This is a genomic window from Streptomyces sp. NPDC049627 (genome assembly GCF_044465645.1).
Taxonomy (GTDB): Bacteria; Actinomycetota; Actinomycetes; order Streptomycetales; family Streptomycetaceae; genus Streptomyces.
Genome location: NZ_JBITLW010000008.1, coordinates 307336 through 326265, shown reverse-complemented (window position 1 = coordinate 326265; position 18930 = coordinate 307336). Strand labels below are relative to the sequence as shown.

The 18930-nt window shown below is 69.7% G+C and carries 14 protein-coding genes and 1 tRNA gene; 5 read left to right on the top strand and 10 right to left on the bottom strand.

Annotated elements, in window-relative coordinates; all coding sequences use genetic code 11:
- Window positions 1-76 precede the first annotated feature (76 nt).
- Entirely contained in the window at window positions 77-1513 is a 1437-nt protein-coding gene (gene pyk / locus ACIBU0_RS23565) for a pyruvate kinase (protein ID WP_398821405.1), read from the top strand.
- 73 nt (window positions 1514-1586) lie between these two features.
- Here the strand turns inward: pyk and ACIBU0_RS23560 are convergent.
- A tRNA-Leu gene (locus tag ACIBU0_RS23560) sits at window positions 1587-1661 on the bottom strand.
- Between the two features lie 100 nt (window positions 1662-1761).
- On the opposite strand from ACIBU0_RS23560, the gene ACIBU0_RS23555 reads away from it, so the two are divergent.
- Window positions 1762-2418, top strand: a complete 657-nt coding sequence (locus ACIBU0_RS23555; protein WP_062142879.1) for an ANTAR domain-containing response regulator — start codon at window positions 1762-1764, stop codon at window positions 2416-2418.
- A gap of 69 nt (window positions 2419-2487) precedes the next feature.
- Here ACIBU0_RS23555 and ACIBU0_RS23550 read toward each other — a convergent pair whose 3' ends face one another.
- From ACIBU0_RS23550 to ACIBU0_RS23515, 8 genes are all read right to left on the bottom strand, one after another.
- Complete coding sequence (locus ACIBU0_RS23550) at window positions 2488-3204, bottom strand: ABC transporter ATP-binding protein (protein ID WP_398821402.1); 717 nt, start codon at window positions 3202-3204, stop codon at window positions 2488-2490.
- Window positions 3201-4073, bottom strand: coding sequence for an ABC transporter ATP-binding protein (locus ACIBU0_RS23545; protein WP_398821400.1), 873 nt, complete (start codon window positions 4071-4073; stop codon window positions 3201-3203). Before ACIBU0_RS23545 ends, ACIBU0_RS23550 begins: the two co-directional genes overlap by 4 nt.
- A gap of 5 nt (window positions 4074-4078) precedes the next feature.
- Window positions 4079-5890 carry a branched-chain amino acid ABC transporter permease gene (locus ACIBU0_RS23540; RefSeq protein WP_398821753.1) on the bottom strand — a complete coding sequence of 604 codons (1812 nt, stop codon included), beginning with the start codon at window positions 5888-5890 and terminating at the stop codon, window positions 4079-4081.
- Between the two features lie 23 nt (window positions 5891-5913).
- Window positions 5914-6843 carry a branched-chain amino acid ABC transporter permease gene (locus ACIBU0_RS23535; protein ID WP_398821398.1) on the bottom strand — a complete coding sequence of 310 codons (930 nt, stop codon included), beginning with the start codon at window positions 6841-6843 and terminating at the stop codon, window positions 5914-5916.
- A 116-nt stretch (window positions 6844-6959) separates the two neighbouring features.
- Complete coding sequence (locus ACIBU0_RS23530) at window positions 6960-8189, bottom strand: branched-chain amino acid ABC transporter substrate-binding protein (RefSeq protein ID WP_398821396.1); 1230 nt, start codon at window positions 8187-8189, stop codon at window positions 6960-6962.
- Window positions 8190-8680: 491 nt separating this feature from the next.
- On the bottom strand, window positions 8681-9094 hold the full coding sequence (locus ACIBU0_RS23525; RefSeq protein WP_398821394.1) for a hypothetical protein: 414 nt from the start codon (window positions 9092-9094) through the stop codon (window positions 8681-8683).
- A 191-nt stretch (window positions 9095-9285) separates the two neighbouring features.
- Window positions 9286-9774 carry a hotdog fold thioesterase gene (locus ACIBU0_RS23520; protein ID WP_398821392.1) on the bottom strand — a complete coding sequence of 163 codons (489 nt, stop codon included), beginning with the start codon at window positions 9772-9774 and terminating at the stop codon, window positions 9286-9288.
- A 52-nt stretch (window positions 9775-9826) separates the two neighbouring features.
- Window positions 9827-12121, bottom strand: coding sequence for an FdhF/YdeP family oxidoreductase (locus ACIBU0_RS23515; RefSeq protein WP_398821390.1), 2295 nt, complete (start codon window positions 12119-12121; stop codon window positions 9827-9829).
- Between the two features lie 553 nt (window positions 12122-12674).
- Between ACIBU0_RS23515 and polA the strand changes: the two genes are divergently transcribed.
- Complete coding sequence (gene polA, locus ACIBU0_RS23510; RefSeq protein ID WP_398821388.1) at window positions 12675-15401, top strand: DNA polymerase I; 2727 nt, start codon at window positions 12675-12677, stop codon at window positions 15399-15401.
- A 260-nt stretch (window positions 15402-15661) separates the two neighbouring features.
- Window positions 15662-16054, top strand: coding sequence for a hypothetical protein (locus ACIBU0_RS23505; protein ID WP_398821386.1), 393 nt, complete (start codon window positions 15662-15664; stop codon window positions 16052-16054).
- On the opposite strand, the gene ACIBU0_RS23500 is transcribed toward ACIBU0_RS23505, so the two are convergent.
- Complete coding sequence (locus ACIBU0_RS23500; RefSeq protein ID WP_398821384.1) at window positions 15966-16829, bottom strand: DUF4184 family protein; 864 nt, start codon at window positions 16827-16829, stop codon at window positions 15966-15968. The genes ACIBU0_RS23505 and ACIBU0_RS23500 overlap by 89 nt on opposite strands.
- 294 nt (window positions 16830-17123) lie before the next feature.
- Here ACIBU0_RS23500 and ACIBU0_RS23495 point away from each other — a divergent pair, with 294 nt between their 5' ends.
- Window positions 17124-18860: a lytic transglycosylase domain-containing protein gene (locus ACIBU0_RS23495; protein WP_398821382.1), complete on the top strand. Its 1737-nt coding sequence runs from the start codon at window positions 17124-17126 to the stop codon at window positions 18858-18860.
- Window positions 18861-18930: the final 70 nt, after the last annotated feature.

Here is an 18930-nt window from a genome sequence, read left to right as displayed (position 1 = left end):
AACCCTTCATGTAAAGGTTGTTGGGTGGTCACGCCCGACCAATTCTCTACCCGCCGGTAAGTCATAGAGTCGAAACATGCGCCGAGCGAAAATCGTCTGCACCCTGGGTCCCGCCACCGACTCGTACGACCAGATAAAGGCACTGGTCGACGCCGGAATGGACGTCGCCCGATTCAACCTCAGTCACGGCAGCTACGCCGACCACGAGGAGCGCTACCAGCACGTGCGGAAGGCCTCCGACGAGACCGGCCGCAGCGTCGGCATCCTCGCCGACCTTCAGGGCCCGAAGATCCGCCTCGGCCGTTTCACCGAAGGACCCGTACTCCTTGAACGCGGTGACACCTTCACCATCAGCGTTGAAGAGGGAGTCCAGGGCGACCGGGAGACCTGCGGAACCACGTACTCCGGCCTCGCCGGCGACGTCACCCCCGGCGAGCGCATCCTCGTCGACGACGGCAAGGTCTGCCTGGAGGTCACGTCGGTCGACGGCCCGCGCGTGCACACCACCGTGGTCGAGGGCGGCATGGTCTCCGACAACAAGGGCCTGAACCTGCCCGGCGTCGCCGTCTCCGTCCCCGCCCTCTCCGAGAAGGACGAGGCGGACCTCCGCTGGGCCCTGCGCACCGGCTTCGACGTCATCGCGCTGTCCTTCGTCCGCTCCGGCCGCGACATCGAGGACGTCCACCGCATCATGGACGAGGAGGGCCGCCGCCTCCCCGTCATCGCCAAGGTGGAGAAGCCGCAGGCCGTCGAGGCGATCGACGACATCGTGGCCGCCTTCGACGGCATCATGGTGGCGCGCGGGGACCTCGGCGTCGAAATGCCCCTGGAACAGGTCCCGATCGTCCAGAAGCGCGCCATCAAGCTGGCCAAGCGCAACGCCAAGCCGGTCATCGTGGCGACGCAGATGCTCGACTCGATGATCGACAACTCCCGCCCGACCCGCGCGGAGGCCTCGGACGTGGCCAACGCCGTCATCGACGGCACGGACGCGGTGATGCTGTCCGGCGAGACGAGCGTCGGCAAGTACCCGATCGAGACGGTCCGGACGATGGCGAAGATCGTCGAGGCCGCGGAGGAGGACCTCCTGGCGAAGGGCCTCCCGCCGCTGACGGAACGGAACAAGCCTCGGACGCAGGGCGGCGCGGTGGCCCGCGCGGCGGCCGAGATCGGCGACTTCCTCGGCGCCAGGTTCCTCGTCGCCTTCACCCAGTCCGGCGACACCGCCCGCCGCCTCTCCCGCTACCGCTCGCCGATCCCGCTGCTGGCCTTCACCCCGGAACCGGCCACGCGCTCGCAGCTGAATCTGACCTGGGGCGTGGAGACGTTCCTGGGCCCGCACGTGGAATCGACGGACGCGATGGTCGACCAGGTGGATGAGCTGTTGCTGAAGTACGGCCGCTGCAAGAAGGGCGACACGGTGGTCATTACGGCCGGTTCGCCTCCTGGGGTGTCGGGCTCGACGAACATGGTGCGGGTGCATCACATCGGGGAGGACGACAGTCCCAAATAGAAAAGCAACAGAAAAATGCGAAGGCCCCTCCATCGGAGGGGCCCGTATTGCGACCTTGAAATCGAAGGAAAAGTGCCCCGGGTCGGACTCGAACCGACACTGTACGGGTTTTGAATCCGTTGCCTGCTGCCAATTGGGCTACCGGGGCTCGAAGAATCCAAGGTTTCCCCTGACCCTCCGCGCGTCCACCATACCGTAGCTAGGTAGGCTCTTGGGAGCAGCACCCCTGCCCTGAACGAGGAGCCCCCGTGACCGCCCCCGAGTCGCCCCAGCCCGTAGACGCGCCCGACGACGACAAGTCGCACGTGCCTCCGCTGACGACCCGTGTCGTCATCGCCGAGGACGAGGCGCTGATCCGGCTCGATCTCAAAGAGATGCTCGAAGAAGAGGGGTACACCGTCGTCGGCGAGGCCGGTGACGGTGAGCAAGCCGTCGAGCTGGCCCGTGAGCACCGGCCCGACCTCGTCATCCTCGATGTGAAGATGCCGAAGCTGGACGGTATTTCGGCGGCCGAGAAGATCGCCGAGGAGAGCATCGCCCCGGTGCTGATGCTGACGGCGTTCTCCCAGCGCGACCTGGTCGAGCGGGCTCGTGACGCCGGTGCCATGGCGTACCTGGTCAAGCCGTTCAGCAAGAGCGACGTCGTGCCGGCGATCGAGATGGCCGTATCGCGGTTCACGGAGCTGAAGGAGCTGGAGAAGGAGGTCGCCGACCTCACCCAGCGCCTGGAGACGCGCAAGCTGGTGGACCGGGCGAAGTCCGTCCTCCAGACCGAGTACGGACTGACCGAGCCCGCCGCGTTCCGGTGGATCCAGAAGACCTCCATGGACCGCCGGATGTCGATGCAGCAGGTCGCCGAGGCCGTCATTCAGGACGCCGAGGAGAAGAAGGCGGCCAAGGGCTGACGCCGAGCCGCGTATGAGTGAGGCCCGCGCCCCGGAAGGGACGCGGGCCTCACCCGTGTGTGCGCGGGATCAGTCCTCGCCGAGGTACGCCTTGCGCACCGACTCGTCGTGCAGCAGGTCCTGCCCGCTGCCGGAGAGGACGATCTTGCCGACCTCCATGACATGGCCGTGGTCGGCCAGGGAGAGCGCGGCCTGGGCGTTCTGCTCGATGAGCAGGATGGTGGTGCCCTGGGACTTGAGCTCCTGGATGGTCGACATGATCTTCTGCATCATGATCGGGGAGAGGCCCATGGAGGGCTCGTCGAGCATGAGCAGCTTCGGCCGGGACATCAGCGCCCGTCCCATGGCGAGCATCTGCTGCTCACCGCCGGAGAGGGTGCCCGCGGCCTGCTTGCGGCGCTCTCCGAGGATGGGGAACAGCTCGTAGGCGCGCTGGATGTCCTTCTCGATGCCCTCCTTGTCGTTGCGCAGGAAGGCGCCGAGGCGGAGGTTGTCCTCGATCGTCATGCGGGGGAAGATGTGCCGCCCCTCGGGGGAGTGGGCGAGCCCCAGCGAGACGACCTTGTGGGCGGGGATCTTCTTCAGCGACTTGCCGTCGAACTTGATCTCGCCGGACAGCGGCTGGAGGAGGCCCGACAGGGTCCGCAGGGTCGTGGTCTTGCCGGCGCCGTTGGTGCCGATGAGGGTGACGACCTCGCCCGCGTTCACCTTGAACGAGATGCCCTTGACGGCCTCGATCTTGCCGTAAGCGACCCTGAGGTCCTCGACCTCGAGCAGTGCGGTCACTTGTCGTCCCCTTCCGTGGTGCTCTGCGCGTCGGCCTCCGCAGCCTCGACCTCGGCGGCTTCCGCGGTGCCGGGCTCGCCCTCGAAGGGCGTGCCCAGGTAGGCGGCGATGACGCGCTCGTCGGCCTGGACGACCTCGGCGGGGCCCTCGACGATCTTCTCGCCCTGGACCAGCACGGCGACCCGGTCGCAGAGGTTCATGATGAACCGGATGTCGTGCTCGATGACGAGGACGGCGATGCCCTTGTCCCGGATGGCGAAGATGAGCTCCTCGGCCGCCCGGGTCTCCTGCGGGTTCATACCGGCGGTCGGCTCGTCGAGGAGGAGCAGACCGGGCTCGCTCGCCAGCGCCCGGGCGATCTCCAGCTTGCGCTGCTCGCCGTAGGGCAGGTTGCGGGCGAGGTGGTCGGCCTTGGCCGCGAGACCGGTGAACTCCAGGAGCTCCATGGCCCGGGCGCGGGACTCCTCCTCGGCCTTCTTGAAGCCGGGCAGGCGCAGGAGGGCCGACCAGAGGCCTTCCTTGGTGCGGGTGTGCCGTCCGACCAGCACGTTCTCCAGAACGGTCATGTTGGCGAAGAGCCGGATGTTCTGGAACGTACGGGCGATGCCGGCCTGGGTGACCAGGTGCGGCTTGGGCGGCAGGACGGTGCCCTTGTAGGCGACCTTGCCCTCGGTCGGCACGTACAGGCCGGTGAGGCAGTTGAAGAAGGTCGTCTTGCCGGCGCCGTTGGGGCCGATGAGGCCGACGATCTCGCCGGTGTTCACGGTGAGGTCCACGTCGCGTACGGCGGTCAGACCGCCGAAGCGCATCGTGACACCGCTGGCGTCGAGCACCGTCGTGGTGGTGGGAGCGGTCGTGGTGGTGGTCATGGCGGTCACGCCCCTGCCTTCGCGACGCCGGTCGCGCCTTCGGGCAATGGCTTGTCCTCCGGTACGTCGAGCTGTCCGGTCTCGTGGAATTCGAGCTGCTTCCTGCGGTCGGCGACCAGGCCCTCGGGGCGGAAGCGCATCAGGAACATCAGCGCGATGCCGAAGAGGAGCAGCTGGTACTCCGCCATGAACTGGAGCTTGGCCGGGATCAGGTAGAGCAGCGCGGCGCCGATCAGCGGGCCGCTGATGGTGCCCATGCCGCCGAGGATGACGGCGGCGAGCAGGAAGGCCGAGTTCGGCGGCACGGAGCCGGCGAACTGGTACTGCTCGGGGGTGACGCTGTACGACACGTGCGCCTGGACGGTGCCCGCGAGGCCGGCGAGGGAGGCGCCGAGCGCGAAGGCGAGGAGCTTCAGGCGGAAGCCGTTGATGCCCATCGCGGTGGCGGCGGTCTCGTCCTCGCGGATGGCGACCCAGGCGCGGCCGATGCGGGACTCCGCCGAGCGGCGGAAGACCATGACGACGATCGCCGTGAACAGCAGCATCAGCAGGTAGTAGTTGCCGGAGCGGGTGAGCTCGTGGCCGAGGACGTCGTGCGGCAGGCCCAGGTTGAACCCGAGGATCTCCAGGTCGGGGATGTTCGGGATGCCGTTGGAGCCGTTGGTGACGTCCGGTCCGCTGTTGCCGTTGAGGTTGTTCATGGTGATGCGGAAGATCTCACCGAAGCCGAGCGTCACGATGGCGAGGTAGTCGCCGCGCAGCCGCAGGGTCGGGGCACCGATCACCACGCCGAAGATCAGCGAGGCGGCGGCACCGGTGAGGACCGCTGCCCAGAACGGGAAGTGGACGCCGATCGTCGACTGCGGGGAGCCGGAGACCAGGGCGGCGGCGTAGGCGCCGACGCCGAGGAAGGCGACGTAACCGAGGTCGAGGAGGCCGGCGAGGCCGACGACCACGTTGAGGCCCAGGGCGACCGTGGCGAAGATCAGGATGTTCGCGCCGATGAGGGCGAACTGGTCGTTGGTCTGGGTGAAGGGGAAGCAGATCGCCGCGACGAACGCCGCCGCCATGGTGACGTTGCGGTGCTTGGCGGTCAGCGACGAGAGCCGCTTGAGCAGGCCCGCGCGGGTGACGGCGGTGAAGCCGAACGCCGCGATGATCAGGAAGCCGATGAACAGCTCGGAGTACTCGGTGCCGATGCCGTACGCGAAGACGTACAGGCCGACGCCGAAGCCCGCGGCGATGATCAGGATCTCCGCCCAGGAGGGCAGGTCCTTGGCACGGCCGGGCTCGGGGGCCGTGAGCGAGTGGCGGATCCGGCCCCAGAGGTTCGGGGTCGGGTCGCCCGCGCCGTAGGGCTGGTCGACCGGGAGGCCGAGGGCGCCGATCACGGCGACGAGCGCGCCGATGCCGGAGACCCAGGCGCCGGGCTCCAGGTTGACCAGGCCGCCGAGCTCCTGGCTGATCGCGCCCATGGCGTAGCCCGTGGTGCCGAACACGCCGAGGGCGGCGAGCAGGACGGGGCTGTTCTTGCCGCCGGGGGTGAGCCAGCCCAGGCCGCGGATGCCGTAGCCGGACAGGGCGAACAGCAGCGTCAGCAGGGCTCCCACGAGCGTGAGCACCTGAAGGCCGCCGGGGTAGCCGGTGACGGTGAGGTTGCCCGGGAACTCCTCGGTCCAGGTCCAGGCGAGGAAGGTGCCTATGAGGGCGAGGGCGGAGCCGGCGACGGTCAGCGCGCGTGCCGCGGCGTGCGGCAGCGGGACGATCGGAGTGGCCGGCACGGTGGACACCTTGGTGGTGTCGGTGGTCTTGTCCATGGGGGTCTCGGTGGTCATGGGTATCACGCCCGATCCGCGACGCGTTCGCCGAGCAGGCCCTGTGGCCTGAACAGGAGGACGAGGATGAGAAGGGCGAACGCCCATACGTCCTTCCAGGCGCCGCCGCCGAAGAGGTCCATGCCCGGGATGTCACCGATGTAGCCGGTGGCGAGGGACTCGGCGACGCCGAGCACGATGCCGCCGAGCATGGCGCCGTAGATGTTGCCGATGCCGCCGAGCACGGCGGCGGTGAAGGCCTTGAGGCCCATCAGGAAGCCCATGCGGAAGCCGACCTGACCGTTCTTCAGGCCGTAGGCGACCGCGGCGATGGCGGCGAACGCGGCACCGATGGCGAAGGCCATGACGATGATGCGGTCGGTGTTGATGCCCATCAGCTTGGCCGTGTCGGGGTCCTGGGCGGTGGCCTGCATACCGCGGCCGGAGCGCGTCTTGGTGACGAACAGGCCGAGGGCGAGCATGCACAGCGGGGCGGCGACCAGCACGAAGAGGTCTCCGCGCTGGACATTGGCGCCCAGGATGTCGACGGGGCCGCCTTCGAACTGCGGGAAGGGCTGGTCCTTCTTCGCGTCCGGGTACCACATCCATACGGCCTGCTGCAGGACGATGGACAGGCCGATGGCGGTGATGAGGGGCGCCAGCCGTGGCGCGGTGCGCAGCGGCCGGTAGGCGAAGCGTTCCGCCGCGGTGGCGACGGCGACCGAGACGATGACGCCGGCGAGGATCATGAGGGGGATCGCGGCGCCGAGGGCGAAGCCTTCGGGGAGTACCAACCAGACGGTGAGGGCCCCGAAGCCCCCGACCATGAATATCTCGCCGTGGGCGAAGTTGATGAGCTGGACGATGCCGTAGACCATCGTGTAGCCGATCGCGATGAGTCCGTACATCGCGCCGAGGATGAGTCCATTGGCCAGCTGTTGCGGCAGTTCGTTCACCGCAGGGCCTCCGTGGAGTGGTTCGGATATGGCGCCGCGCGGGGAGCGCTGGTGGGCGCTTCCCGCGCGGCCTGGATCAATGTGTGAGGTGGGGAGTTGTTCTCTACTCGTCCTCGTCAGCCGAGCTTGGGCTCGCCGCTGAACTCCGGGGCCCACGCGTTGTTCTTGACCTTGTACGCGGTCATCGTGTGGTTCGTGGTGTCACCGAACTCGTCGAAGGAGATGCTGCCGGTGACGCCGTCGAACTTGACCTTCGCCATGGCGTCCAGGACCGCCTTGCGGCCGTCGGACGGGACCTTGCCGTCGTTGCCCTCGACCGCCAGCTTCACGGCCTCGATGATGGCCCAGGTGGCGTCGTAGGTGAGGCCGCCGTAGGCCTCGTAGGCGTCCTCGTAGCCCGCCGCCTCGTAGTCCTTGATGAACGTCTTGGCGGAGTCGAGCTGCTCGACCGGCTTGCCCACGGAGGTGGCGAGGTCGCCCTCGGCCTTCTTGTTCAGCTTCGGGAACTCACCCGAGTAGATGCCGTCGCCGCCCATGAGCGGGATCTTCTGGCCGCTGTCCTTGAGCTGCTGGCTCAGCGGGGCGGCCGCCGGGTACTCGCCGCCGTAGTAGAGGGCCTGGGCACCGGTCTTCTTGATCTTGGCGACCACGGCGTTGAAGTCACGGTCGTCGGGGTTGATGTGGTCGCTGCCCACGATCTGGCCGCCGAACTTGGTGAAGTTCGCCTTGAAGGAGGCGGCGAGGCCGGCGCCGTAGGTCTTCTGGTCGTCGATCAGGTAGACCTTCTTGAGCTTCGCCTGGTTGTACAGGTAGTCGGCCGCGAAGGCACCCTGGATCTCGTCCGTGGTGGCCGTACGGAAGAAGGTCTTGAACTGGCGGACCGACTTGCCGGTCTTCCAGCCGTCGCCCTGGGTCAGCTCCGTACCGGTGTTGGCCGGGGAGACCTGGGTCAGGCCGGCGTCGTTGAACGGCTTCTGCATCTGCTGCGAGACGCTGGAGTTCAGCGGGCCGACGACGCCGAGGACGTCCTTGTTGCTGATGAACTTCTGGGCGTTCTGCTGGCCGACGGACGGCTGGGCCTGGTCGTCGAGAGCCTCGATCTTGAACTCGACGCCCTTGACGTACTCCTTCTTGTTGGCCGTCTTGGCGGCCAGGTCGGCGGAGTTCTTGATGCCGAGGCCGAGCGCCGACAGGTCGCCGGTCAGCGGGGCGTCGACACCGATCACGACAGTGGTCTTGTCGCCGTTGCTGCTGCCGCCGTCGTCGTCACGCGACCCACAAGCCGTGAGTGTCAGCGATCCCGCCGCGAGCGCGGCGGTTATGGCGATGATCGAACGTTGACGCACGAATCAGGTCCTTTCCCTGGCACGGCGGCTCCCCGTGGAACTCGCCGAGTCGAGCGCTGGGCCGAAGTGACTTCGAATCCGATGGCGCGGTGACTGGCCGTGACTCTAAGCGCGGGTGGGGAACATGGAGGAGGCTCTGACCAAGGCTGTGACGCTCTTGTTATGACACGGGGTAACACAGAGCGGTACTCCGTGGGGGGAAGAGCGGATTTCCAGCCGATTCGCCCTGTCCACATAGTGAGAATCCGCAGCGTTCGCGCGTAGCTCCTTCACGAGTGTTCGCGCGTTTTGGTGATTACCAGGGTCGTTGCTGAAGGCTACCTGGGGGCTTCCGCGGACTTGCGGGGAGGGTGCCCCTCTCGGGAGAACCGGGGGCCTGTATTGCAGCCGTATTACGCAGAGTTACAGTCGCGAAAGGTGTTCGGCGTTCCCCGATCCTTTTCGTGTATGGGGCACGAATATGGGGCGCGAAAGCGGAATTGGACATTGCCTCACCCGGCGCCCCATGGGCCTCCGGTCGGCTCGCCGTTTCGGTACCGCTCCTCGCACAACTCGCGTGCCCGGCGGTCGATCAGGCGGTCGGCCGCCTGTGCGTCCGCGCGCCCGCGTTCCGCCCGGGCGGCGTCCACGACCTTGCGGAGGATCTCGTACTGGCCGTCGGACAGGCCCATCGACTGGTAGTCGCCGTAGGTGTCGCCGGTCAGCGCCCGGCGCGACCAGTAGCCGATGATCCGCGTGCACAGCTGTGCGGGCGGAGTCGCCGACGGGGAGGGCGAGTCGGCGCTCGCCCGGGCATGGCTCGCGCCGTCCCGGGCGCCCGATGGGGCGCAGCCGGCCGCCAACCCGGCCACCAGCAGCGCCAGTCCGAGCACCGCCCCCTTCCGGCGCACTGCTCCCGTCGTCATGCCTCGACGGTATGCCGCCGGGGGCTCGGGTTCAACGTCGGGGAAGCGTGCGGGCGTTGGCCGGGACGGCAACGTGAGAGGGCGACCGGGACGGCGACGTAAGGGTGTGGCCGGGACGGCGGCGTAAGGATGCCGGGACGTCGACGTAGGGATGTGGCCGGAACGCCTCCGGCCGGGTGTGTCGCGTCGTGTCAGTTCGCCGCGCGGAGGCGCTCCTCGTCGCTGCGGTTCACGTCGCGCAGCATGCAGGTCAGCCGCGCGCTGCACACGCGGCGCCCCTGCTCGTCGCTGATCACGATTTCGTACGTCGCCGTGGAGCGCCCCCGGTGCAGGGGCGTGGCCACGCCGGTCACGAGGCCGGAGCGGACGCCGCGGTGGTGGGTGCAGTTGAGGTCGACGCCGACCGCGATCTTGGAGCTGCCGGCGTGCAGCATCGACCCGACCGACCCGAGCGTCTCGGCGAGCACCGCGGAGGCGCCGCCGTGCAGCAGCCCGTACGGCTGGGTGTTCCCCTCCACCGGCATGGTCCCGACGACCCGCTCGGCGGAGGCTTCCACGATCTGGACACCCATGCGGGTCCCCAGGTGCCCGGCGGAGAACAGGGCCGGCAGGTCGACGCCGAGCGCGGCGTACTCGTCGATGACCTCTTGCGGGAACTTCACGTGCTGCTGCTCGCCCATGGGCCGGCTCCGTTCGTCGTGCTCCGTCGGTACGGGTCGACTGAGCAAACGCTCAGTCGGTGGCCGATTGTTCCAGACGGACGATGACGGACTTGCTGGCCGGGGTGTTGCTGGTGTCCGCGGTGGCGTCCAGGGGGACCAGGACGTTGGTCTCCGGGTAGTACGCGGCGGCGCAGCCGCGGGCCGTCGGGTAGTGCACGACACGGAAGCCGGGCGCCCGCCGCTCGATCCCGTCCTTCCACTCGCTCACCAGGTCGACGTAGGAGCCGTCGGCGATGTTCAGCCGCTCGGCGTCCTCGGGGTTGACCATGACGACCCGGCGGCCGTTCCTGATGCCCCGGTAGCGGTCGTCGAGTCCGTAGATCGTGGTGTTGTACTGGTCGTGCGACCGCAGGGTCTGCAGCAGCAGCCGTCCCTCGGGCACCTTCGGGTACTCGATCGCGGCCGCGGTGAAGTTGGCCTTGCCCGTCGCCGTCGGGAAGCGGCGCTCGTCGCGCGGGGCGTGCGGGAGCGTGAAGCCGCCCGGGCGGGCCACGCGCGCGTTGAAGTCCTCGAAGCCGGGGATCACCCGCGCGATACGGTCCCGGATCGTCGCGTAGTCCTTCTCGAACTCCTCCCAGGGCGTGCTGCTGCTCTCGCCCAGCACGCGGCGTGCCAGGCGGCAGACGATGGCCGGCTCCGACAGCAGGTGCGCGCTCGCGGGCTCCAGGCGGCCCCGGGAGGCGTGCACCATGCCCATGGAGTCCTCGACCGTCACGAACTGCGCTGTGCTTTTCCCGTTCGGGCCGACCTGGAGGTCCCGCTCGGTGCGGCCGAGGGTGGGCAGGATCAGCGCGCGCGCACCGGTGACCACATGGCTCCGGTTGAGCTTCGTCGACACGTGCACGGTGAGCCGCGCACGCCGCATGGCCGCCTCGGTGACGTCGGTGTCCGGCGTCGCGGAGACGAAGTTGCCGCCCATCGCGAAGAAGACCTTCGCCTCGCCGTCGCGCAGGGCGCGGATGGCCCGTACGACGTCGAAGCCGTGCTCGCGCGGCGGCGCGAACCCGAACTCCTTCTCCAAGGCGTCCAGGAAGGCCGGGGCGGGCCGCTCGAAGATGCCCATGGTGCGGTCGCCCTGCACGTTCGAGTGGCCGCGGACCGGGCACACGCCCGCGCCCGGGCGGCCGATGTCGCCGCGCAGCAGAAGGAAGTTGACGACCTCACGGATGGTCGGCACGGAGTGCTTGTGCTGGGTGAGACCCATGGCCCAGCAGACGATGGTGCGCTGCGAGGCCAGGATCATCGCCATGGCCTTGTCGATGTCCGCGCGCGTGAGGCCGGTCGCGGTCAGCGTCTCGTCCCAGTCGGCGGCACGGGCGGCCGCGGCGAACTCCTCGTAGCCGTGGGTGTGCTCGCGGACGAACTCCTCGTCGACGGCGCCGTCCGTCTCCAGGATCAGCTTGTTGAGGAGGCGGAAGAGGGCCTGGTCGCCGCCGATGCGGATCTGCAGGAAGAGGTCGGTGAGGGAGGCGCCCTTGAGCATGCCCTGCGGGGTCTGCGGGTTCTTGAAGCGCTCCAGGCCGGCCTCGGGCAACGGGTTGACGCTGATGATCTTCGCGCCGCCCGCCTTGGCCTTCTCCAGGGCGGAGAGCATGCGCGGGTGGTTCGTGCCGGGGTTCTGCCCGGCGACGATGATCAGGTCGGCCTTGTAGAGATCCTCCAGCAGGACGCTGCCCTTGCCGATGCCGATGGTCTCGGAGAGGGCCGACCCGGACGACTCGTGGCACATGTTCGAGCAGTCCGGCAGGTTGTTGGTGCCCAGCTCGCGCGCGAAGAGCTGGTAGAGGAACGCGGCCTCGTTGCTGGTGCGCCCCGAGGTGTAGAAGACGGCCTCGTCGGGGGAGCCCAGGGCGGTGATCTCGTCGGCGACGATGTCGAAGGCGCGCTCCCAGGTGACCGGCTCGTAGTGCGTGCCCCCTTCGGGGAGGTACATGGGGTGGGTGAGCCGCCCCTGCTGCCCCAGCCAGTAACCGCTCCTGGTCGCGAGGTCCGCGACGGAGTGCGCGGCGAAGAACTCCGGGGTGACCCGGCGCAGGGTCGCCTCCTCGGCCACCGCCTTCGCGCCGTTCTCACAGAACTCCGCCTTGTGCCGGTGGTCCGGCTCCGGCCAGGCGCACCCCGGGCAGTCGAAGCCGTCCTTCTGGTTGACGCTGAGCAGCGTCAGCATGGTCCGCTTCACGCCCATCTGCTGCTGGGCGATGCGCAAGGTGTGCCCGATCGCCGGCAGCCCCGCAGCCGCGTGCTTCGGCTCGGCGACCTGCGGCGCGTCCTGAACCGGATCACCCTTGGGCGGCTTGGTGGCCATCGCGCACTCCTCTTTGTGTACACGTGTGAGGTACATCTCCGATCCTCGCACGGGGGACGGACAGTGAGGGGGGTGGGCCTGGGAGGGCGGACGGATGGGGCCGGGGGTTGTGGGGAGGGGGTGGGGGAGTGGGGAGTAGGGCGCGGGGAGCGGGGGGCGGTGATGGTGAGCGGGCGTCCTGGATCGGCCGTCAGCGGGGGCGGGCGTGTGGAAGGTGACGGATGCCTGGACGCCGCAGCCGACGGAGGAGAGGCGGCCGACGTGCCGGGGATCCTGCTGCCGACCGGTCCGCCGCCGCTGGTGGTGCCCGCCCGGCCTCGCCTGCTCCCTGGCGGTGCTGCCGCGTCTGTCCTGGCCTGCGCTGGTGCCTGGCCTGTGCTGCCGCGCCCGCCCCGTTCTGCGCTGCTCCGTCGCTCTCCTTTTTCTTCCTCCTTTGTCTTCCGCCGCATCGCCGATCGACCTCACGGCGGAGCCCGACGGAGTCCAGCGCCGCCCGACCGGAGGGAACCCCGGTGGGGACCGACTGTCAGTGGGGCGTGGCAGGATCGGGGGCGTGGCAGAGACAGCATCGAAGCAGACCGACAACCACCCCGGCGGCAGCCGGCCCCGCCTGATGCTCATGGACGGGCACTCGCTGGCGTACCGCGCCTTCTTCGCGCTGCCCGCGGAGAACTTCACGACGGCGACGGGCCAGCCGACGAACGCGATCTACGGCTTCGCGTCGATGCTGGCCAACACGCTGCGTGACGAGGCGCCCACCCACTTCGCCGTGGCCTTCGACGTGTCCCGCAAGACCTGGCGGTCCGCGGAGTTCACGGAGTACAAGGCGAACCGCTCGAAGACCCCGGACGAGTTCAAGGGCCAGGTCGAGCTGATCGGCGAGCTGCTCGACGCGATGCACGTCTCGCGGTTCGCGATCGACGGCTTCGAGGCCGACGACGTGATCGCCACGCTCGCCACCCGGGCCGAGGCCGACGGCTTCGAGGTGCTGATCGTCACCGGCGACCGGGACTCCTTCCAGCTGGTCAGCGAGCACACCACGGTGCTGTACCCGACGAAGGGCGTCTCCGAGCTGACCCGGTTCACCCCGGAGAAGGTCTTCGAGAAGTACGGATTGACGCCCGCCCAGTACCCCGACTTCGCGGCGTTGCGCGGCGACCCGTCCGACAACCTGCCGGGCATCCCGGGCGTCGGCGAGAAGACGGCCGCGAAGTGGATCAACCAGTTCGGTTCGTTCGCGCAGCTGGTCGAGCGGGTCGACGAGGTCAAGGGCAAGGCCGGCCAGAACCTCCGCGACCACCTGGAGGCAGTCAAGCTGAACCGGCGGCTGACCGAGCTGGAGCGCAATGTCGAGCTGCCCAAGACCGTCGCCGACGTCGCGCGCGTGCCGTACGACCGCAAGGCCGTCGCGATGATCCTGGACACCCTGGAGATCCGTAACCCCTCCCTGCGCGAGCGGCTCTTCGGCGTCGACCCCGGGGCCGAGGAGGCGGAGGCCACCCCGATCTCGACCGACGGTGTGGAACTGGACGGCTCGGTGCTCGGCACCGGCGAGCTGGCCCCCTGGCTGGCGGAGCACGGCGGCGAGCTCCTCGGCGTCGCCACCGTGGACGCCTGGGCGCTGGGCACCGGCTCGGTCGCCGAGGTCGCGCTCGCCGCGGCCGGGGGAGCGGCGGCCTGGTTCGACCCGTCACAGCTGGACGAGGCCGACGAGAAGGCGTTCGCGGCCTGGCTGTCCGACGCCGGCAAGCCGAAGGTCTTCCACAACGCCAAGGGCGCGATGCGGGTCTTCGCCGAGCACGGCTGGAGCATCGAGGGCGTGCGCATGGACACCGCGCTCGCCGCCTACCTGGTCAAGCCGGGCCGCCGCTCCTTCGACCTGGACGCGCTGTCCCTGGAGTACCTCCACCGCGAGCTGGCCCCGGCCGCCGCGGCCGACGGCCAGCTGGCCTTCGGCACGGACGACGGCGCCGAGGCCGAGGCGCTGATGATCCAGGCCCGCGCGGTCCTCGACCTGGGCGAGGCCTTCGAGGCCCGCCTTGCGGAGGTCGGCGCCGCGGACCTGCTCCGGGACATGGAACTGCCGACGTCCGCCCTGCTGGCCCGGATGGAGCGGCACGGCATCGCGGCCGACCGGGCCCACCTGGAGGCCATGGAGCAGATGTTCGCGGGCGCCGTGCAGCAGGCCGTGAAGGAGGCGCACGCGGCGGCCGGGCACGAGTTCAACCTGGGCTCGCCCAAGCAGCTCCAGGAGGTCCTCTTCGGCGAACTCGCCCTGCCCAAGACGAAGAAGACGAAGACGGGCTACACGACGGACGCCGACGCCCTGGCCTGGCTCGCCACCCAGACCGACAACGAACTGCCGGTCATCATGCTCCGCCACCGCGAGCAGGCGAAGCTGCGCGTCACCGTCGAGGGCCTGATCAAGACCATCGCGACGGACGGCCGCATCCACACGACCTTCAACCAGACGGTCGCGGCGACCGGCCGCCTGTCCTCCACGGACCCGAACCTGCAGAACATCCCGGTCCGCACGGACGAGGGCCGGGCGATCCGCCGGGGCTTCGTGGTCGGCGAGGGCTTCGAGTCCCTGATGACCGCGGACTACAGCCAGATCGAACTGCGCGTGATGGCCCATCTGTCCGAGGACGCGGGCCTGATCGAGGCGTTCACCTCGGGCGAGGACCTGCACACGACGGCCGCCTCACAGGTGTTCGCCGTGGAACCGGCCGCGGTGGACGCCGAGATGCGCCGCAAGATCAAGGCGATGTCCTACGGCCTCGCCTACGGCCTGTCCGCCTTCGGCCTCTCGCAGCAGCTGAACATCGACGCGGGGGAGGCCCGCGCCCTGATGGACGCCTACTTCGAGCGCTTCGGCGGCGTACGGGACTACCTGCGCCGCGCCGTCGACGAGGCACGGGCGACGGGCTACACGGCGACCCTCTTCGGCCGTCGCCGCTACCTCCCCGACCTCAACAGCGACAACCGCCAGCGCCGCGAGGCGGCCGAGCGCATGGCCCTCAACGCCCCCATCCAGGGCACGGCGGCGGACATCGTCAAGATCGCCATGCTCAAGGTCGACCAGGCCCTGCGCGAGGCGAACCTCACCTCCCGCATGCTCCTCCAGGTCCACGACGAAATCGTCCTGGAAATCGCCCCCGGCGAACGCGAGGCCGCCGAGGACCTGGTCCGCCGGGAGATGTCCAACGCCGTCCACCTCAGCGTCCCCCTGGGCGTCTCGGTGGGCGTGGGCCCGGACTGGGAGTCGGCAGCGCACTAGCCTCCGGCGAAGGACCACGTCTCGACGCCGGGCCGGTTCCCCAACCGGCCCGGCAGCCTGCTCGGGCTTTGAGCGGCCGGGACTGCAACGTCCTAAAGGGGCGCGGGGAACTGCGCGACCAGCCACAGACCACAGTCAGCCCCAAAACCACAGCAACCCGGCAGACACTCAGGGATCCGGCTGCGCCCCCGGAGGGAACGTCACTCGCGTGGCCCCCGCAAAAGCGCCCCCGACGCCCGATGCCCGTAAGGATGGCGGGCATGGGTATACGCACGCTCCACCCCGGGACGGCCCCGGCACAGGCGAACGTGAGCACCGAAGCCGCCCTCTCCACAGCGCCGCCCTCGGTCCCGCCCTTCGCCGAAGGCGCCGGCACCGCCCGCATCCCCGCCGACCTGATGCGCACCCTGCGGCACACGGCGACCACCCTCCACCGCCGCCTCGCCCGCCGGCCACAAGGCTGGGCCGAGCTCACCCGCAGCTATCTGGCGCTCGCTCGCACCCTGCTCCCGCGGTCCCGCCCCGTCCGCACCGTCACGGTGTTCGTCGCGACCGCCGGCCCCCTTACCGAGCCGCAGGACGGCTCGGCTCCCGGGCGGCCCCGTCCCCGCCCGCATCCACATCCGCGCCCGGGACCGGACGCCACACCCTGACCCCCACGGCGTACAGCAACAGCCCCAGCACGAGCCCCGCGCCCGCCCCGAAGCACAGCGTCGGAATGAGCTCCCAGTACTTGGCGGTCGACCCCCAGTACGCCCACCACCGCGAGGCCCGCTGCACCGCGGCCACCCCGGCGCTCCCGCCGATCACCGCGAAAGCCCACCACCGGTCCCGTACCGAAAGCACCGGAACCCCGACGGGCGCGGACGCGGGGGCCCGTCGTAGGGCCACCACCACGAACGCGGCGATGACGACCGCCGCCACCGCCGAACCGCCGTACTGCAGATACCAGTACAGCGGCGACCCGGCGATCTCCTCGCCCAGCACGGGAAACACCCGCATCCCCCAGCGGTCGAGATGCGTGAACGCGTCCCACACGACATGTGTCAGCGCGCCGAGCGCGGCCGAGACGTACCACCGCAGCGCGAGCGACGGCCGTACACGCGCGCGTGGGGCGCCGCAGCGCACCAGTGAGGCCACCCGCGCCCGGCGCCGCAGCGGCATGAGCGCCACCAGGGGTTCACGCAGCAGCAGCCACAGGCCCACCAGTGCCCAGGCGACCACCACGTCGATGGTGAACACGCCCGCGAACGAGTGCGTGACGTCGCCGAACTCCATCGCTCCGGGCAGGACACTCGCCGCGTAATAGGTCATGTCGGGAGAGAAGGAACCCGCCACCAGGACGGCCGGTACCAGAGCGCCTCGGCCGGTTCCGTCGGTGCGTACGGCGGGCAGTACGGCCGCGGCATGGCTCAGCGTGAACGGCAACGGGGCTCCTTGCGCGAGGTGTTGACGGACCGGTGGTCCCGGCCGCCGACCAGGATCGCATACGGTCAACTGGTAAAAATCGGGCACCAACGGGTGCCGGTGCAAAGGAAGTTGTCGTAGGGTCGCCTGGGTCGCCGCGCCGCGGCGCGCGGTCGAGCAGGCGAACAGCGCATGAAAATGCGCCGCGGGGGCAACTGTCGCGGCGAGTCGATCGTCACAACAGGGGCGGGCTCATCATGCCGGGCCCGGCAGACAGAGACGGGCGCTCGGGCGTCCACGGGAGGGGTTCGCTCTATGGCGGCGCAATTCGGCAGGCTGCGCAAAGGGGCGGTGAACACCACGGTGGCCGCGGTCGTGGTCGCGGCACTGGCCGCGTCCCAGGCTCCGGGAGTGACGACCGACGACGCCGGCAGAAGAGTCACCACCGGAACGCAGCCCTCACCGGACACGACCGCCGAAGACAGCGCCACCGGCAACTCGCCGTACTACACGGACCTGCCACCGCTCAACAGCCCCAACCCCTCGCCCACGGCCGGCACCCCCGTCAACCCGGGCGAGGGCGAGGCGGGCATCCCCGCGACCGTGCTCGACGCCTACAAGAAGGCCGAGGCCGCGCTGCGGGAGGCCAAGCCCGGCTGCAACCTGCCCTGGCAGCTCCTCGCCGCCATCGGCAAGGTCGAGTCCGGCCAGGCCCGCGGGGGCCGCGTCGACGCGAACGGCAACACCCTCTCCCCGATCCTCGGCCCGCAGCTCAACGGCAACGGCTTCGCGAGCATCAGCGACACCGACGGCGGCGCCTACGACGGGGACAGCTCGTACGACCGTGCCGTCGGCCCCATGCAGTTCATCCCGTCCACCTGGGCGTGGGCCGGCCGCGACGGCAACGGCGACGGCGAGAAGAACCCCAACAACGTCTACGACGCCGCGCTCGCCGCCGCCCACTACCTGTGCCGCTACGGCTGGGACCTGTCCACCCAGGGCGACCTCGACCGCGCGATCCTCAGCTACAACAACTCCCAGGACTACCTCAACCTCGTCCTGTCGTGGCTGGAGTACTACCGCAAGGGCACCCACGAGATCCCCGACGGCACCGGCAGCCTCCCGTCCGGCCGCAGCGACGACAACGCCGGGGCCAGTCCCACGCCGTCGCCCACGCCGCCCAGGACGCCGGCGACGCCCAGCACCCCCGCCAAGCCCGGCGGCAACGGCGGCGGTTCCGCGAGCCCCAAGCCGACACCGCCGGCCACGACCCCGCCGAGCACCACGCCTCCCACCCCCACCGACACGGTGCACCACCTGGAGGACGCGGGCACGGCGAAGCTCACCGCGATGGCGGGCGACACCTTCACCGAGAAGATCAGTGCCCGCGCCGAGACCAAGGCCGGCAAGGGCGTCGCCAAGGTCCGCATCCGCTTCACGATCATCGGCGCCACCGACGCCGTTTTCAGCACCGGCGAGAAGTACGCCACCGCCCTGACCGACAACGCCGGCGAGGCAGTGGCGCCCGCGCTCAAGGCGGGCGAGAACACGGGCGAGTTCGTCGTCCGCGCCACCGTCGTCGGCCGTACGGTCACCGGTCTCGACTACACGGCCACGGTCACCGAGCGCGCCGCCGACACCCTGACCCGCACCAGTGACACCCCGCTGACCTGCACCCCGGGCGGCGAGTTCGCCGACCAGGTCGAGGTCAAGGCGACCTACAAGGGCGCCGTCGCGGACAAGGTCGCGGCCACCGCCACCCTCATCAAGTCGGCGGACGACCCGGCCGAGAACGACAAGGGCCCCTACTTCAAGGACGCCGACGGCAAGGCCGTACGTACCCTGACCGGCCTGACGACGGACGCCGACGGCCTGCTCAAGCTGCCGAAGCTGTACGCCGACGACACCACCGGCACGTTCCTGCTCCGCATCAACACCGCGGGCGGCGCGACGCTGACCGTGGAGCTGAAGGTGGCGGCGGTCGAGACGTCACCCAGCCCGACCCCCTCGGAGTCGACGTCCGGGTCGGCATCACCGAGCCCGACCCCGTAGGCACCGCACGACCCCACGCAGGGCGCCCTTCCGCCACGGCGGACAGGGCGCCCTGCGTCTGTTGTCCGTG

Coding starts and splice junctions, on each gene's coding strand:
- ACIBU0_RS23505 (WP_398821386.1), top strand. CDS start 15,662: ATGGGTATACGCACGCTCCACCCCGGGACGGCCCCGGCACAGGCGAAC.
- ACIBU0_RS23545 (WP_398821400.1), bottom strand. CDS start 4,073: ATGACCACCACCACGACCGCTCCCACCACCACGACGGTGCTCGACGCC.
- ACIBU0_RS23495 (WP_398821382.1), top strand. CDS start 17,124: ATGGCGGCGCAATTCGGCAGGCTGCGCAAAGGGGCGGTGAACACCACG.
- ACIBU0_RS23515 (WP_398821390.1), bottom strand. CDS start 12,121: ATGGCCACCAAGCCGCCCAAGGGTGATCCGGTTCAGGACGCGCCGCAG.
- ACIBU0_RS23520 (WP_398821392.1), bottom strand. CDS start 9,774: ATGGGCGAGCAGCAGCACGTGAAGTTCCCGCAAGAGGTCATCGACGAG.
- ACIBU0_RS23540 (WP_398821753.1), bottom strand. CDS start 5,890: ATGGACAAGACCACCGACACCACCAAGGTGTCCACCGTGCCGGCCACT.
- pyk (WP_398821405.1), top strand. CDS start 77: ATGCGCCGAGCGAAAATCGTCTGCACCCTGGGTCCCGCCACCGACTCG.
- ACIBU0_RS23525 (WP_398821394.1), bottom strand. CDS start 9,094: ATGACGACGGGAGCAGTGCGCCGGAAGGGGGCGGTGCTCGGACTGGCG.